The following is a 16488-nucleotide window of genomic DNA, read 5'->3' on the forward strand; positions in this document are numbered from 1 at the left end:
TTTGGCGCATCAAAGCTTGGGTAAAAGCGGGACGGCAGTCATAAAAACGGCTGATCGACTCTGCGTAGTTAAAAGTGATTTTGTCACTCCAACATACAGGGCTGGCAAGCCTAAAGGAAATATTCAGACTAAGTGCTTAGGGTATAATCGGCCCATTTTATCGGAAGGCTGGTTTGCATGCTAATTCATCCGCAATTTAATCCCATAGCCATCCAACTTGGCCCTGTGGGTATCCACTGGTACGGGCTGATGTATCTCATTGGCTTTATGCTGTTTTTGTTTTTAGGCCGCATGCGCGCCAAAAAATCCAATAGCTGGAAACCTGAAGAGCTGGACGATCTGCTGTTTTATGGCGTGCTGGGGGTAATTCTGGGTGGGCGGCTAGGCTATGTACTGTTTTATAAACCTGACTTTTACTTCTCGCACCCGCTGGATATTCTGAAAGTTTGGGAAGGTGGCATGGCGTTTCATGGCGGCTTTCTGGGTGTATTGGTGGCGATGTGGGTATTTGGCCGCAAAACCGGCCGCAGCTTTTTTCAGGTCACCGATTTTATCGCCCCGCTGGTACCACTGGGCCTCGCCGCGGGCCGCCTGGGTAACTTTATTAATGGCGAACTATGGGGGCGGGTCACCTCGGCCGAGATGCCCTTTGCGATGATTTTCCCACAGGCACACGACGGGCTGCCCCGCCATCCTTCGCAGTTGTATCAGTTTGCTCTGGAAGGGATTAGCCTGTTTATTATTCTCTGGCTTTATTCTGGCAAACCGCGCCGCACTGGCCAGGTTTCTGCCTTATTTTTATCAGGCTATGGCATATTCCGCTTTATCGCCGAATATGCCCGCGAACCCGATGATTTCCTTGGCTATCTGGCGCTGCATTTATCGATGGGGCAATTACTCAGCCTGCCCATGATTCTGATTGGCATACATCTGTTTTGGTGGAGCAGCAAAAAGCCCCGCCATATTTAATAGAGGCTTAGCGGGGAGCCATTTCATTTGCAACAGGCTAAGGCGCAATTTTTGCGCCTTAGCCTTATAAGCAGGCAAAGCTTGCCCACGCTCATCTTTCTGCCTGGCATTATCAAACTGCGATGTTTTTTAAAGCACGCATCGGCCTGGTTGCCATGCTCAATTTTTTTATCAATCCTGAGTAAGAACCTTTCAGCCCCTTTGCACTCTGAACACTTCAGATAACTCATTCAGGAATAATATGCCCGACTTATTAAGTGCAGAAACCGCCTGGTGGGCACTGGCCTGGGTTTTAATGATTTCTGGCCTCCTTGGCACATTGCTGCCGTTTTTACCCTCTACCCCTTTTATTTTTGGCGGCATGCTGCTGGCTGCTTATTTAGATCAGTTTGCACATGTAGGCTACGGCTGGCTAACCGTGCTGGCCCTGCTGCTTATTTTGTCCATGGTGCTGGATTATATTGCCGGGGCATTGGGGGCTAAAAAAGCAGGGGCCAGCCCGGCAGCAGTCTGGGGGGCCTTAATTGGGGGCATTTTAGGGATTTTTGCCGGCCTGCCCGGCCTGCTTTTAGGGCCATTTATTGGCGCCGCAATTGGCGAATTCTGGGCAAGACAAGATGTGCTGCAAGCAGGCAAAGTGGGCGTTGCCACCCTTGTTGGCATGCTGATTGGCGCGGTTGCCAAAATTGCAATCGGCTTATCCATGTTTGCTGTCTTTGCTTTTGCATGGTGGGTTTAAATATTTGCCCAGCAGCATCATTCAACCTTGCTGCTTTCATGGCCTTCTGCAACGCTTATTGAGCAAATCACTTTAATCAGGGCGATTTCCAGCCCGATATTATCTGATTAAATCATCTCCCCCCAAATGCTTTTACCCACAATCCAGCAGCAGATGCTGGATTTTTTTTTGCGCGGATCAAATGAAACAGATCAGCTCTTACACGGTGATTAAGATTTATTAATCGGCAAAAATGCCAAATGCATAATCATTCAAAAAATAAGTTATATGATCTAACACTTTCACAAAGCCATAAAATAACGCCTTGCCCTTTTTATAAAATAAGCATATTAGCTACCGTTCGTCGGCAATACAGAAGGAGCCAGCCAGATTATTCTCTCTGAAATATTACATCTATATGATTAATGATTGTGGCATTTATTAAATATATGTATATTCAATATTTCACCAAGCTTTCTTTGTTTATATAAATAATTCTAAATATATTTATAAGACTTATCAGTAATGAAAGTATCACCTAAAGATGTAACCGGAGTTCAGTCATTGAATCGCCCCAGAGAACACGAATTTTCAGCACTTTATTTTTTTAGCATGCAAAGAAAGCAAGACAGACGCACCTTGCTTAACCACCGCTTTCCCTGCTGTACCGAAGAAGGGCTGGTGCTGGCGGAGCGCCGGGAAGGCAAAGAGCGGCGTGCTCAGCCAGCAGATTCAGAACCAGCGTTTGGCCCTGAAATATAGCGTTAAACTCAGGCCAATCACAGCCATGCCGCCCAATACGGCAAAGTACCCCCAACGCCAGTGCAGCTCTGGCATCACTTCAAAATTCATACCATAAATGCCAGCAATTAATGTGAGCGGCATGAAGATGGTCGTCAGTACAGTAAGCCGGCGCATTTCTATATTCATACGGTTAGATTGCAAAGACATATAGTTGTCTTGCAGTGAATTAACCAGATCGCGCAAGGCTTCACCGCTTTCAATCATTTGTACCACATGGTCATAGACATCGCGCAAATAGAGCTGTGTTTCATCACGGAAAAAATCTGCTTCATCGCGCTGCAAAGTATTCATCACTTCCCGCAGCGGCCAAAGGCCCCGTTTTACATATTGCATGGTGCGGCGCAGCGCCTGAATTTCTTGCAGCTGTGCAGGATTAGGGCCACTGGAAATAGCATCGTCCAGATCTTCACAACGCTCGCTTAGGGCTTCGAGCACTAAGAAATAGCGATCAACCAGCTTATCCAGCAGGGTATAAACCAGATAATCTGAGCCAAACCGGCGCAACTGAGACTGGCTGGATTTCAGGCCCTCGCGGATTTGATTAAATGTGCCGCTTGGCTGCTCCTGAAATGTCAGGACGTAATTACGGCCCAAAACAATACTGACGTGCTCGCTGCAGATCTCCCCCTGCTCGTTCACACTAACAAGACGCAGGCAAATAAACACATAGCCATTAAATACTTCAACTTTGGGTCTTTGCTCGGTATTGAGAATGTCTTCCAGCACCAAGGGATGCAAGCCAAAACGCCGGCCTACTACTTTTAGTAAATCAATATTGGCAAGGCCGTGCAGATTAAGCCAAAGCAAGGGATGGCGAGGCTGATAATCTTCGCCATCCGTCAAAGAAGTGAAGTGGGTTTCCTGAAATGCTTCAGCCCCATGGCCATATTCAATCAGGGTGGCCAGCGTTGGATCAGCATCACGCGGACCCACATAATGCAGGCTGCCTGGTGCCATTCCAACTTTACTGGCAGTGGGGACCGTTCTTAGCTTACGACGAGCTTCATGCCGATGTTTTGCCATGCGTTCACCTCCTCCGTAAGCGCATAAGCGGTCAGCGGGTTTGCTTCCAGCCATGCACTGTCCAGTTCTAACAAAAACTGCTTACTATTGGCTTCGCAACGCAGTAATGGCAGATCAATATCTGTACGTGAGCGGCAAAAAATCGTCGCCAGCCTCAGTGCTAAAATAGCCGACCATTCCACCAGATCGATCATATCGTCACCCAGCTTGCCCAAGCCCCCCCGGTGTGCCAGCACAAGCCGCGCCAGCAATGCCTGCTCGCGCTTGGAAAACCCCGGCATATCCGCATGCAGCAATATATAGGCAGAATGTTTGTGATAGCTGGCATGGGCAATAGAGCGCCCTACTTCATGCAAAGCCGCGGCCATGCTCAGCCGATGCGCCCCTACAGCATCATCAGCCACCATACGGGTAAATAATTTACCCGCCAGTATGGCGACCCGTTCTGCCTGATAAGGGTCTACATGATAGCGGCGCTGAAACTGCTCCACCGAGCGATGACGAATATCATGCTCGGACTGCCGCCCGACTAAATCGTATAAAACGCCATCACGCAGCGCACCAAAGGTCACGCCCATACGCTCGACGCGCAGCATATCGAACACGGCCATCATAATGGCAAAGCCACCAGGCAATACCGGGCGGCGATCGGCCCGCAGGCCATTGAGCTGTACTTTATCCACATGCCCTGCTGCCAGAATATGCTGGCGCAGCTTATCCATCCCCTCGCGGGTGATGCCCAGTGCAGAAAAGTCATTCAGCTCTAAAATATCGGCAATCGAGCGGGCGGTTCCGGAGGTACCCACCGCACGCTGCCACTGCTCATGATTAAAATCCGGCACCAGTGAAAGCAACATACCGCGCGCTGCAAGCTCGGCCTCAGCCAGACGTTCTGAAGTAATCACGCCATCAGGAAAAAAACGTAAGCTCCAGCTCACACAGCCCATCGGCACGCTTTCAGTACGGAAAATCCTGAAATGGCTGCCGGTAATCAGCTCTGTAGAACCTCCGCCAATATCCACAACCAGTCGTTTGTCACGAGTGGCGGGCAAGCTGTGCGCCGCTCCAATATAAATCAGCCTCGCCTCTTCCCGCCCTGCAATTACCTCAATAGGAAAGCCCAGAGCGGCTTCGGCCTGAGGCAGAAAAACGCTGGCATTTTTTGCAACGCGAAATGTATTGGTCGCCACCGCACGCACACATTCCACGGGCAAGCCGCGCAAACGTTCACCAAAACGCGACAAGGCTTCAATCGCCTGTTGCTGCGCATCTGGCGTAAGCGAGCCTGAGGCATCCAGACCAGCCCCCAGCCTTACGGTCTCTTTCAAGGAATCAAGGGGAAACAGTGCGCCTTCAACCACGCGGGCGATTTGTAAGCGAAAGCTGTTTGAACCAAGGTCGACTGCGGCAATGATAGGATAATCAGGCATATATGGCTTCAAGATGAGAGCATGGGCGTTAAGATAACGTGCGCCCGCCTTGCTGGCAAACAGGAAAATCCCCAGATGATAAAAAGGGCAAAGGCGGTTTGTGCCGCCTTTGCCCTTAAACTGCTAAAAATTTCATTTAAAAGAGTCTTAGCCTAAAGCGACGCGATCGACTTCTTCCTGGTTTTTATGACGAACATCCTGTCCTTTAACCAGATAAATCACCTGCTCGGCAATGCTCACGGCTAAATCACCAATACGCTCAATTGCTTTTGCAATCCATTGAATTTCAAGGGTAATTGTAATTGCGCGAGGGTCTTCCATCATCACTGTAATCAATTGACGCTGCAATGCGCGATATTCGTCATCAAGGCGCTCATCTGCACGTTTTACATCGGTTGCAGTTACGGCATCCATACGGGCAAATGCATCTAATGCGCGGGATAACATATCCAGAGCATGCTCTGCAATATGGTTTAATTCATTAAAACGGGGCACTTGCAAACGGCCTGCTTCATAAATGTTCTTAGCCCGCTTGCAAATACGCGTTGCCTTATCGCCAATTCTTTCCAGATCTTCAACCGCTTTAATCACGGTCATCACCATGCGTAAATCAGAAGCCGCGGGCTGACGGCGTGCAATCATATGAATACACATATCATCAAGCAATACATGCATTTCATTGACGCGATTTTCTTCTTCCAGCACATGATTAATTGTGCCCATATCGCCAGAAGCCAAAGCCTGCATAGACTGGCGTACTTGCTCCTCCACCAGACCAGCCATCCCCATCACCTGGGAGCGAATTTCTTCCAGCTCAGCATCAAATTGTTTTGAAATGTGTTCAGACATCAGAGAAATGCTCCTGCAGTATATAGATTACAAAATAGCACAAGTATATGACTATTTTATTGCAAGTATTTTGGAAATGGCTGGCAATACCGTATTTACTTCAGTGTTTGCACACCCTTGCTGGTGCCTAATAACAAAACATCTGCACGGCGGTGTGCAAATAAACCATTAGTAACCACGCCTACAATCTCATTAATCTGGCTTTCTAATTTATTGGCTTCACTAATTTGTAGCCCATGCACATCTAAAATGATATTGCCATTATCTGTAATCACCCCTTCGCGATAAGCAGGATGGCCGCCTAATTTAACCAATTGCCTTGCCACATAAGAGCGCGCCATTGGAATCACTTCCACTGGTAATGGGAATTTACCCAGCACATCCACCAGTTTGCTTTCATCGGCAATACAAATAAATTGCTCTGCTACCGCAGCCACAATTTTTTCACGCGTTAATGCGGCACCGCCGCCTTTAATCATTTGCAATTGGCGGTTAATTTCATCCGCGCCATCCACATAAACAGGTAAATGATCAACCGCATTTAACTCAAACACCGGGATGCCATGCGATTTTAATCGGGCCACACTGGCTTCCGACGAAGAAACTGCCCCTTGAATACGGCCTTTTATTGTGGCTAATGCATCGATAAAACAATTAGCAGTCGAGCCTGTGCCTACGCCCACAATGCAATTGTCCGGCACATAATCAAGTGCTGCGCGGCCGACGGCTTGTTTCAATTCATCTTGATTCATTATTGATTTCCAGTTTGGTCATAAATGATTAAATCTATTGTAGCCCGGTAAAAATACAGGCATTTGTGCCGTATCAAGGCAACGTAGCCAAATAATGACGAATTCCTGAAAGCAGCATTTCTACCGCAATCGCCGTTAAGATCAGCCCCATTAAACGCTCGAATGCCGTGGTGACACGCTCACCCAGCAATAGACTGATTTTTTCAGAAAAAGCCAGCGTCAGCCCACAAACTAACATGGTCAGCGCCAAAGCGCCTATCCACTCCCAAAGCCTGGCAGGCTCCCGCGATACCAGCAATAAAACAGTCGCCAGCGCAGAAGGCCCGGCCAGCAGGGGAATCGCCAGCGGCACAATAAAAGGCTCCCCCTCGGCCGCATCACCAAAGACACCTTCCGGGTGAGGAAAAACCATCCGCAAGGCAATCAAAAACAAGATCACCCCGCCAGCAATGCCTAAAGATGTTTCAGAAAGATGCATCAATTGCAAAAACTGCTGCCCGAACAGCATAAAAATCACCAGCACGCAAAAAGCCACCGAAACCTCGCGCAAAATCATGCGGGTACGGCGCGCTTTGGGCACTTGTTTTAGCAAAGATACAAATAAAGGGATGCCGCCAAGTGGATCAGTCACAAGGAGCAAAAGAATAAAAGCCGAAGCAAAAGAAGAAGTTTCCATAAACCCGATTCTAACGCGTACAGCATTAAAAACCCATTGGGAAAAACAGGGTGTTAAGCCGCTGAATATCCGCAAACCAGCGCATATCCATTAGTCGGCCCAGCCTGCATGACAAACAGTGACAGACCATAGTAGACAAAGCAAAGCAGCACTCAATACTCAGCTGATATAAATCATCAGTAAAACTCGCCTTTTACTTACAAAGGAGCATTAACATGCCTTTAAGCGATAAAGATATTTCACTTGTGAAAGAAACACTGGCCCTGGTTTTACCCATTGCAGACACGGCTGCAGAAATGTTTTATCAGCACTTGTTTGAAATCGCACCTGAAGTAAAACCCCTTTTTAAAGGCGATATCAAAAAACAAGGAGCCATGCTGATGACCAGTATCAAACTGGCTGTCGATAATATTAATAAACCGGAAATCTTACTGCCAGCCATACAAAAACTGGGCGAGCGCCACGCTCATTATCACGTACAGGAAGAGCACTACACCACGGTAGGGCAAGCGCTGCTCTGGACACTGGAACAAGGACTGGCCGATGCATTTACCAGCGATGTGAAAAGCGCATGGGCAGCAACCTATACCACTCTGGCCTGTGAAATGATCAAAGCACAGCGTGGCACTGCATAATAGGTAAACAGCCAATGACGCGCCCATGCCATGCAAATATATTTAAGGTGTATGTAATTATTAGCAAATAAGCTCATGTAGAATACTTTCTGAAATACAAGCTAAAACTTAAAACAATATTTCAAAAAACCATATATGAGTAGAGTGAAACCATGTTTTTAAACCCAACAACCGTTTTAAAACAAAGCCTGAAATACAGTTATCTTGTTCTGATTTGTGCATTAAGTGCCTGTGGCGGCTCTGAAGAAGACAGCAGCCCAGGCGCAGTTTTAAGCTCCGGCGCTTACAAGGATATGTGTGCCAGCCCAAGAACAGGAGCCGATCCCTATAACAATAACCGCGCCTACCCAGACCGGCAGGGTAGTTTAAAAGATGAAAAAAACTGGTTGCGGGCATGGGTGGATGAAACCTATCTCTGGTACAGAGAGGTTCCAAAAAACTTAAACCCGGATAAGTACGCCAGTGCCGCAGATTATTTTGCCGATTTAAAAACCCCTTTAATCACGGCCTCCGGTAAAGAAAAAGATCACTATCACTTTACAGAAAATACTGCTGAATACAATAAACAAAGCCAGTCCGGGCTGGAGCTTGGCTATGGTATGGCCTATTCCTTTGTTTCTACAGATGTTCCGCGCAGATTAGTGGTTGCCTATGTAGAACCCAATTCGCTGGCTGAAATTGCAGGCATCAGCCGTGGAATGGAAATCGAAAGCGTGGATAACTATGATTTAAGCACAAGTAATAATACTGATGCACTTAATTCAGGGCTGTTTCCAACGATTGCAAACCAACGCCACCAGTTTGTTTTCAAAGATTTAAATGGTAAAAAACTTAATAAATCATTAACGGCACTCGAAGTTCAGACAACACCTGTTCAAAATGTAAAAAGCTTCCTTAGCGCAAAAGGAAAAGTAGGATATTTAACATTTAACAGCCATAACGCTATTTCAGAAGCACAGTTAATCAATGCCGTTACTCAATTAAAAAACGATAATGTATCTGATTTAATTCTGGACTTACGTTATAACGGCGGCGGTGCGCTTTATATTGCAGACGAGTTAAGCTATATGATCGCCGGGCCAGCGCAAACACTGGGCAAGACTTTTTTTAAATTAAAATATAACGATAAAACGCCAGTTGATCCCAATAACACATGGCCTTTTTATTCAACCTCCGGCTCTTCCGGTGCATTATTGCCCACGCTTAATTTAAAGCAAGTCACCATCCTGGCTGGCAGCGGCACTTGCTCGGCCAGCGAAGCCATTATTAACGGCCTGCGTGGCGCGGATGTGAAAGTCAATTTAATTGGCGGGCAAACCTGCGGTAAGCCCTATGGATTTATCCCTCAGGATAACTGCGGCACCACTTACTTTACCGTGCAATTTCAAGGTGAAAATCATAAAGGCTTTGGCGATTATGCCGATGGCTTCAGCCCGACATGTAAGGTGGATGAAGATTTTAAAACCGCGCTGGGCGATAAGAACGAACGCCTTATTTCTGCCGCACTCAGCTACAACGCCACAGGCCAATGCCCGGCAAACGGGCAGACTTTGGGGCAGTCACGCAGCGAAAGCAGCACACCATTACGCCCAGCCTTGCGGGAAATTATGACACTGGAGAAAGCCAGACGATGAAGCGCCTCTCCCTCTGCCTGCTTTTAAGCGGCTGTCAGGCGTTTGCCCAAACGCCCATTGACGCTGTTTTGCAAAAACCAAGCGAAGAAATACCCCGCACCGTAGCCCGGATGCTGGGTATTTCTGAAGTGACGCTGGCAAAGAATGCCCTGATGGACGACAGCCAGCTACTGATCGAGCGCTCGAAACAGCAAGGTTTAAGCCTGGAAAAACCAGAAGTATTCAGGCTGAGCCTGCTTGGTAAAAGCTGCTGGTTAGAGAGGGCAAGCACAGGGGAGAAGCGGGAGTTGAAAGAGGCATTGTGTAAAGCTAAATAAGAGTTTTTGCGCCCATACCCATCATTCAAATAAGTTTCATTAATTAGAATGGCATTTGCAGGGCGGGTGAAACACCATACGCACTAAGCAATTTGGTTTTATCTCAGCAAACAACGAAAAAACGTAGTAACCACACTCTCAAAACAGGGCTTAAATCTCCCCCTTGAAGCGTGCCGAAGCGAGGAATAAGCGGCTCGGGGTTTCGGAAAAGGGGTAGCGGGCTTGCTCCCGAGCAGCCTTTTTCGCCGAGCCGATTATCCGCAGTGAGGGGCTTTCGTGCTGGTCGGGGCGGCCTCTTTGCGTACTATGATTTCTGGCCATTCAAGAAAGTGAGTCCCACACGGGGGACTCCCGTACCTAACTCAACGTGCCGAAGGCACTAAAAAAAGGTCTTTTTGATTTTAGTTAGCGCGTATGCGGTGCACAAGCCGCGTACTTTTCAACATTGCTCGCGGCTTGCACCCACCCTACAGAAATAGCAGCAAATCCATGCCATAAACGCGCAAAGGGGAGGGCCATGGCCCTCCCCTTTTTTCTACTCATATCAGACGCTGATTACCAAACGCCCAAAAACTCCAGCATGCCTTCCGCAGCCTGGCGGCCTTCAAATACGGCACGCACCACCAAATCTGCACCGCGCACCTGATCGCCACCGGCAAACACTTTTGGGTTGCTGGTTTGGTGTTTCAAAGCTTGTTTCTCTGGCGCAATGGTGCGGCCACGGCTATCCACCTTGATACCCTGAGCTTCAAACCATGATGCCGCTTCAGCCTGGAAACCAAAGGCCACGATCACATGATCACATTCGATGATTTGTTCAGAGCCTGCCACTTCGACTGCAGCTTGACGACCATTTGCGTCTGGCGCGCCCAGCTCAGTTGTAACTAGTTTTAAGCCCAAGCTGCCGTCGCTGTTTTGGATAATGCCCACCGGCTGACGATTCCACAGAAACTCAACGCCTTCTTCCCTGGCGTTTAATACTTCACGCTTGGAGCCAGGCATATTGGCTTCATCACGGCGATAAGCGCAGATCACTGATTTTGCCTGCTGGCGAATCGAGGTGCGGTTGCAATCCATTGCCGTATCGCCACCGCCCAAGACCACCACGCGCTTACCAGCCATGCTGATGTAATCTTCACCCGCTGGTAAAGTATCCATACTGTTTCTGACGTTATTAATCAGAAACGGCAGCGCTTCCATCACGCCAGGCAAGTCTTCACCTTCAAAGCCGCCCTTCATGTATTTGTAAGCGCCCATGCCCATAAATACGGCGTCGTAGTCACGCAGCAAATCTTCAATCGTGATGTCTTTGCCAATTTCGGTATTCAGGCAGAACTCGATGCCCATTCCTTCCATGATTTCACGGCGGGTTTGCATCACGGATTTTTCCAGCTTGAATTCCGGAATACCATAGGTCAGCAGGCCACCAATTTGCTCGTAGCGATCAAACACCACCGGCTGCACGCCATTACGCACCAGCACATCCGCGCAAGCCAAACCTGCCGGGCCAGCGCCAATCACAGCTACTTTTTTATCGGTTTTAACCACGCCGGACATATCCGGGCGCCAGCCTTGTTTAAAGGCTTCATCGGTAATGTATTTCTCTACCGAGCCGATTGATACCGCACCAAAGCCGCCCTGATTCAGGGTACAGGCCCCTTCGCACAGGCGATCTTGCGGGCAGACACGGCCACAGATTTCTGGCAGCGAATTGGTTTTATGCGACAGCTCGGCCGCTTCAAACAAACGGCCTTCATCCACTAACTGCAACCAGTTCGGGATGTAGTTATGCACGGGGCATTCCCACTCGCAATAGGGATTACCGCAACCCAGGCAGCGGGCAGCCTGCTCGCCGGCATCGGGTTTACTTAATGGGGCATAAATTTCTTTAAATACAATCTTGCGCGCGGCAGCGTCAACCTTCTCGCCCGGATTCCGGGCAACCTTCATAAACTGGAATACATCTGACATGATCTAAACCTCGGTATTTGAATCTGAGGGTAGTGAATAAGGGGCTTAGGAGTTGAGGGAGTCAGGATTCAGGGAGTCGCGAGCCGAAACCCACTCACTACTCCCTGCTCACCACTCCCCTATTCTCATCAATCTTTTAACAGATCATCCAACTTGGCCGCCTTTGGTTTCACCAGCCAGAAGTTATCCTGCGCTTCATCAAAATCGGCCAGAATATCAATGGCGCGGGTCGATCCGGTCAGCTTGGCATGATCACGCAATTTACCGCGCAAGAAGGCCCGCACTGCACCATACGATTCGCCATTAATCAGATTAATATCCACCAGCTCATTATTAATACGGTAAGCAAAACGCTCTTTTGGATCGTAAACCAGCGCAAAACCACCGGTCATCCCCGCACCAAAGTTGTAGCCTGTTTCACCCAGCACAATCACACAACCACCGGTCATGTATTCGCAGCCGTGATCGCCAATGCCTTCAACAATGGCCGTCGCACCGGAGTTACGCACAGCAAAGCGCTCACCCGCCGTACCTGCAGCAAACAGCTCACCACCCGTTGCACCGTAAAGGCAGGTATTACCCACAATCACGCCAGCGTGCGATTCAAATTCTGAAGCCTTTGGCGGATAAACCACCAAACGCCCGCCGCTCATGCCCTTACCGACGTAATCGTTAGCGTCGCCTTCCAGCTCAATCGTCAGGCCCCTGGCATTCCACACGCCCAGGGACTGCCCGGCCGAGCCATGCAATTTGATATGCAGACAATCACTTGGCAAGCCATCTGCACCGTGTGCCTTGGCGATTTCGCCCGACAAACGCGCACCGATGGAGCGATGAATATTACGCACTGCGTATTCAAACTTTTGCGGCGTTTGGCTCTTAATACCGGCAATGGCGTCTTTCACCATTTGTTCTGCCAGCTCGCCCTTATCAAAGGACGGGTTGCGCTCTTCCACGCAGAAACGCGGTTGCGATTCCGGAATCGAACCCTGGCTGAGCAACACACCCAGATTCAGACGGCCCTGACGTTCGGTTGCGCCTGCTGCCAGCTCCAGCATTTCGCTATGGCCGATCAGATCGGATAACTGACGAACCCCAAGCGCCGCCATCCATTCACGGGTTTCTTGCGCGATAAAGGTAAAGTAATTCACTACCATTTCTGGCAGGCCAATAAAGTATTTAGAACGCAGCTTAATTTCCTGCGTTGCCACGCCGGTAGCGCAGTTATTCAGGTGGCAAATTCTCAAGAATTTGCAGCCCAAAGCCACCATCGGCCCGGTACCAAAACCAAAACTTTCCGCGCCCATCATCGCGGCTTTCACCACATCCAGACCGGTTTTCAAGCCACCATCGGCCTGCATGCGCACGCGGCCACGCAAGCCATTGGCACGCAATACTTGCTGCGCTTCAGTGAGGCCCAGCTCAAACGGCGTACCGGCGTATTTCACCGAGGCCAGAGGCGAGGCACCGGTACCGCCGTCGTAACCCGAAATAGTGATCAGATCGGCATAAGCCTTGGCCACACCGGCAGCAATCGTGCCCACACCCGGCTCGGCTACCAGTTTCACCGATACCAAGGCTTCCGGATTGACCTGTTTCAAATCAAAAATCAGCTGAGCCAAATCTTCAATTGAATAAATATCGTGATGCGGTGGCGGGGAAATCAAAGAGATCCCTGGCTTAGAGCAGCGCAGCTTAGCAATCAGCGGGCTGACTTTATCCCCCGGCAACTGGCCGCCTTCACCCGGTTTTGCACCTTGCGCCACCTTAATCTGCAAGACTTCGGCATTGACCAGATAATGCGGGGTCACGCCAAAGCGGCCAGAAGCCACCTGCTTGATCTTGGACATCTTCACCGTGCCATAACGCGCAGGATCTTCACCGCCCTCGCCCGAGTTTGATCTGCCGCCCAGGCGGTTCATCCCCTCGGCCAAGGCTTCATGCGCTTCCGGGCTCAATGCGCCCAAGCTCATCCCTGCGGAATCAAAACGCTTCAGAATCGATTCAACGGATTCGACTTCATCAATCGAAATCGCCTTGGTGGCATCGAGCTTCAAGCCCATCAAATCGCGCAACATGGCAACAGGACGCTTGTTCACCAGATCGGCGTACTTGCGGTATTCCTTGTAATCGCCGTTTTGCACGGCTTTTTGCAGCTGCATCACTACATCAGGGTTGTAAGCGTGGTATTCCTCGCCAAACACATATTTCAGTAAGCCACCCTGCGCAATCGGACGCATGGTGTTGAAAGCCAGCTTATTCAGCTTGCCCTGGTCTTCCTGGAAATCCGCAAAATTAGCGCCAGAAATCCGTGAAACTGTGCCGTTTAAGCACAGATCAACCACTTCTTCATTCACGCCAACGGCTTCAAACAATTGCGAGCCGCGATAAGAAGCAACGGTTGAAATGCCCATTTTGGAGAGAATCTTCAAGAGGCCTTTATTAATCCCCTTACGGAAATTATTAGCGGCTTTCTCGAGCGGCAAATCAATCTGGCCAATTTCTACCAATTCTTTAATCGTTTGGTAAGCCAAATACGGGAACACCGCTGTTGCGCCATAGCCAATCAGGCAGGCAAAGTGATGCGGATCGCGTGTGGTGGCCGTTTCAACAATGATATTACTCAGGCAACGAAGGCCTGAATTAACCAGCTCATGGTGCACTGCGCCCACAGCAAACAGTGCTGGAATCGGCAAGCGGCCCTTTTGAATATTCTTGTCGCTTAATACCACCACCACGGTTTTTTCATCGCGCACGCTGGCCAGTACATCAGCACGCAGCGCTTCAATCGCCGCTTTTAAAGTGGTTTGAGCCGGGTCGAACGTAATATCAAAGAAAGCCGGTTTGTAATCCGGATCGGTCATGGTCGTCAGCGAATCAAATTTATCTGACGACAGTACCGGCGAGCGTACTTCCAGGCGGCTGGCGTTAAATTCTGTTTCTTTAAACAGATTACGCTCTGGCCCAAAACAGGTGTTCAGCGACATCACGATCGCTTCGCGGATTGGATCAATCGGCGGGTTGGTCACCTGTGCAAATTGCTGACGCAAATAATCATAGGGCGAGCGCACTTTCCCGGATAACACCGCCATTGGCGTGTCGTCCCCCATCGAGCCGATGGCTTCCTGGCCGTCCGCTGCAAGTACGCGCAAGATTTGATCGCGCTCTTCAAAAGTCAGCTGGAATTGCTTCTGGTAAGTCAGCAACGCTTCACGGCTCATCGCTTCCAGCGGTGAGTTGTCTTCTGCCAACTCTAAATGCTGGGCGTGCTTCTTCACCCATGCACGGTATGGCTGGGCGGTTTTCAAGCGGTTATCAATGGTTTCGGTATCGAGGAATTCGCCATTACTTAAATCGACAGCCACAATCTGGCCCGGTTTAACACGGCCTTTCTTCACCACATCTTCGGGCTTATAGCCCCACACGCCGATTTCGGAAGCAATAGTCAGGTGGCGATCTTTGGTAATGACATAACGCGCCGGGCGCAAGCCATTGCGATCGAGGGCACAGCCCGCATAGCGGCCGTTGGTCCAAACGATACCGGCCGGGCCATCCCACGGCTCCATATGCATGGAGTTGTATTCGTAAAATGCACGTAAGTCGCGGTCGTTGCTATCGACATTTTGCCATGCAGGCGGCACCAGCATGCGGAAAGCACGGAATACATCCATGCCGCCCATCAGCAGGCCTTCAAGCATATTGTCCATGGACATGGAGTCAGAGCCATTGGTTTGAACAATCGGGCGCACCGTGTTCATATCCAGATGCTCGCTGTCCATAATCGCTTCACGGGCTTTGGCCCATAAACGATTACCGTGCAAAGTATTAATTTCGCCGTTATGCGCCAGATAGCGGAAAGGCTGAGCCAGCTTCCACTGCGGCCAGGTATTGGTCGAAAAGCGCTGGTGATATACGGCAAGCGATGATTCAAAACGCGGATCTTTCAGATCCAGATAAAATTCTGGCAAATTATCCGGTGTAACCAGGCCCTTATAAGACAGCACATGCGGGCTTAAGGTTGGCATATAGAAAGCAGCATCGTCAGTACAGGCTTTTTCTGCCACACGTCGTGCCTGATAAAGCTTTCTTTCAAAAACCTGGCTTGTCATCCCTGCAGGCGCGTTCACAAACAGCTGGCCAATGGTCGGCAGTGTTTGTAAGGCGTATTCGCCACAGGCTTCGATATTAACCGGCACACTGCGTACACCAGCAACTGATAATCCCTGCTCCTCCATTGCGGCAAAGAGCTTTGTTAATGATGCTTGCGCGTTGTAGAAAATAATCCCTACAGCGTATTCATCGGCCACCGTAAATTGATTTTCTGCGGCCACGGCGCGCAAAAAACTATCCGGTTTTCGAAACAGCAGACCACAGCCATCGCCTGATTTTCCATCAGCGGCAACAGCTCCACGGTGTGTCAGACATGCAAGAGAGCTAATTGCGGTAGAAACCAGCCAATGCGATGGCTTGTCATCCATTTGAGCAATCAGGCCGAAGCCACAACTATCTTGTTCGAACGTCGGGCTATACAAAGTGCCCTTTAACCAGCCTTGTCGATCCATCACAAAACCCTTAGGGGAAGCAGAAATTTTCGGCGAAATGGCCTTGATTCTATATGCCAAACCCAAAAGGTAGCAATGTTTTCAAGCAGGAAATCCCTTATATGCACAGATTAAATAAATAAGGGTTTTTACTTACCATTGTTACTGA

At 49.4% G+C, this 16488-nt stretch carries 12 protein-coding genes; 5 read left to right on the forward strand and 7 right to left on the reverse strand.

All coding sequences use genetic code 11. The annotated features are described in order from the left end of the window. Window positions 1-177 precede the first annotated feature (177 nt). Entirely contained in the window at window positions 178-969 is a 792-nt protein-coding gene (gene lgt, locus HA050_RS06280) for a prolipoprotein diacylglyceryl transferase (RefSeq protein ID WP_166823558.1), read from the forward strand. A gap of 241 nt (window positions 970-1210) precedes the next feature. Continuing rightward, window positions 1211-1708, forward strand: coding sequence for a DUF456 domain-containing protein (locus HA050_RS06285; protein WP_166823561.1), 498 nt, complete (start codon window positions 1211-1213; stop codon window positions 1706-1708). A 711-nt stretch (window positions 1709-2419) separates the two neighbouring features. Here HA050_RS06285 and corA read toward each other — a convergent pair. The 5 genes from corA to HA050_RS06310 all read right to left on the reverse strand — a co-directional run bounded on the left by corA (window position 2420) and on the right by HA050_RS06310 (window position 7221). Next, window positions 2420-3514 (reverse strand): magnesium/cobalt transporter CorA, encoded by a 1095-nt coding sequence (gene corA, locus HA050_RS06290; protein WP_240929006.1) that lies wholly within the window; start codon window positions 3512-3514, stop codon window positions 2420-2422. Beyond that, complete coding sequence (gene ppx, locus HA050_RS06295; protein ID WP_205836326.1) at window positions 3478-4944, reverse strand: exopolyphosphatase; 1467 nt, start codon at window positions 4942-4944, stop codon at window positions 3478-3480. The genes corA and ppx overlap by 37 nt, the downstream gene beginning before the upstream one ends. Before the next feature lie 147 nt (window positions 4945-5091). Then, window positions 5092-5793: a phosphate signaling complex protein PhoU gene (gene phoU, locus HA050_RS06300; protein ID WP_099396822.1), complete on the reverse strand. Its 702-nt coding sequence runs from the start codon at window positions 5791-5793 to the stop codon at window positions 5092-5094. Window positions 5794-5888: 95 nt separating this feature from the next. After that, a complete protein-coding gene (gene rpiA, locus HA050_RS06305) occupies window positions 5889-6545 on the reverse strand; it encodes a ribose-5-phosphate isomerase RpiA (protein ID WP_099396823.1) in 657 nt (218 codons plus the stop codon). 73 nt (window positions 6546-6618) lie between these two features. Beyond that, on the reverse strand, window positions 6619-7221 hold the full coding sequence (locus tag HA050_RS06310) for a MarC family protein (protein ID WP_099396824.1): 603 nt from the start codon (window positions 7219-7221) through the stop codon (window positions 6619-6621). A 215-nt stretch (window positions 7222-7436) separates the two neighbouring features. On the opposite strand from HA050_RS06310, the gene HA050_RS06315 reads away from it, so the two are divergent. The 3 genes from HA050_RS06315 (at window position 7437) to HA050_RS06325 (ending at window position 9807) form a co-directional block, all read left to right on the forward strand. After that, window positions 7437-7856: a globin family protein gene (locus tag HA050_RS06315; RefSeq protein WP_099396825.1), complete on the forward strand. Its 420-nt coding sequence runs from the start codon at window positions 7437-7439 to the stop codon at window positions 7854-7856. Window positions 7857-8008: 152 nt separating this feature from the next. Further along, on the forward strand, window positions 8009-9490 hold the full coding sequence (locus HA050_RS06320; protein WP_166823564.1) for a S41 family peptidase: 1482 nt from the start codon (window positions 8009-8011) through the stop codon (window positions 9488-9490). Then, the gene (locus tag HA050_RS06325) at window positions 9487-9807 is read left to right on the forward strand and encodes a hypothetical protein (protein WP_166823566.1); all 321 of its coding nucleotides are present in this window, start codon (window positions 9487-9489) and stop codon (window positions 9805-9807) included. Before HA050_RS06320 ends, HA050_RS06325 begins: the two co-directional genes overlap by 4 nt. A gap of 555 nt (window positions 9808-10362) precedes the next feature. Here the strand turns inward: HA050_RS06325 and HA050_RS06330 are convergent. Together HA050_RS06330 and gltB are read right to left on the reverse strand one after the other, a co-directional pair. Then, window positions 10363-11778 (reverse strand): FAD-dependent oxidoreductase, encoded by a 1416-nt coding sequence (locus tag HA050_RS06330; RefSeq protein WP_166823569.1) that lies wholly within the window; start codon window positions 11776-11778, stop codon window positions 10363-10365. Window positions 11779-11906: 128 nt separating this feature from the next. Continuing rightward, window positions 11907-16340: a glutamate synthase large subunit gene (gene gltB / locus HA050_RS06335; protein ID WP_166823571.1), complete on the reverse strand. Its 4434-nt coding sequence runs from the start codon at window positions 16338-16340 to the stop codon at window positions 11907-11909. Between the last annotated feature and the right edge of the window lie 148 nt (window positions 16341-16488).

The sequence above is a fragment of the Iodobacter violaceini genome, assembly GCF_011601265.1.
In the GTDB taxonomy this organism is placed as follows: domain Bacteria; phylum Pseudomonadota; class Gammaproteobacteria; order Burkholderiales; family Chitinibacteraceae; genus Iodobacter; species Iodobacter violaceini.

Bases quoted from the DNA above. Each gene is read 5' to 3' on its own strand.
- HA050_RS06320 (WP_166823564.1), top strand. From the start codon at position 8,009: ATGTTTTTAAACCCAACAACCGTTTTAAAACAAAGCCTGAAATACAGT.
- HA050_RS06285 (WP_166823561.1), top strand. From the start codon at position 1,211: ATGCCCGACTTATTAAGTGCAGAAACCGCCTGGTGGGCACTGGCCTGG.
- HA050_RS06330 (WP_166823569.1), bottom strand. From the start codon at position 11,778: ATGTCAGATGTATTCCAGTTTATGAAGGTTGCCCGGAATCCGGGCGAG.
- corA (WP_240929006.1), bottom strand. From the start codon at position 3,514: ATGGCAAAACATCGGCATGAAGCTCGTCGTAAGCTAAGAACGGTCCCC.
- lgt (WP_166823558.1), top strand. From the start codon at position 178: ATGCTAATTCATCCGCAATTTAATCCCATAGCCATCCAACTTGGCCCT.
- rpiA (WP_099396823.1), bottom strand. From the start codon at position 6,545: ATGAATCAAGATGAATTGAAACAAGCCGTCGGCCGCGCAGCACTTGAT.
- gltB (WP_166823571.1), bottom strand. From the start codon at position 16,340: ATGGATCGACAAGGCTGGTTAAAGGGCACTTTGTATAGCCCGACGTTC.
- ppx (WP_205836326.1), bottom strand. From the start codon at position 4,944: ATGCCTGATTATCCTATCATTGCCGCAGTCGACCTTGGTTCAAACAGC.
- HA050_RS06325 (WP_166823566.1), top strand. From the start codon at position 9,487: ATGAAGCGCCTCTCCCTCTGCCTGCTTTTAAGCGGCTGTCAGGCGTTT.
- HA050_RS06315 (WP_099396825.1), top strand. From the start codon at position 7,437: ATGCCTTTAAGCGATAAAGATATTTCACTTGTGAAAGAAACACTGGCC.
- phoU (WP_099396822.1), bottom strand. From the start codon at position 5,793: ATGTCTGAACACATTTCAAAACAATTTGATGCTGAGCTGGAAGAAATT.
- HA050_RS06310 (WP_099396824.1), bottom strand. From the start codon at position 7,221: ATGGAAACTTCTTCTTTTGCTTCGGCTTTTATTCTTTTGCTCCTTGTG.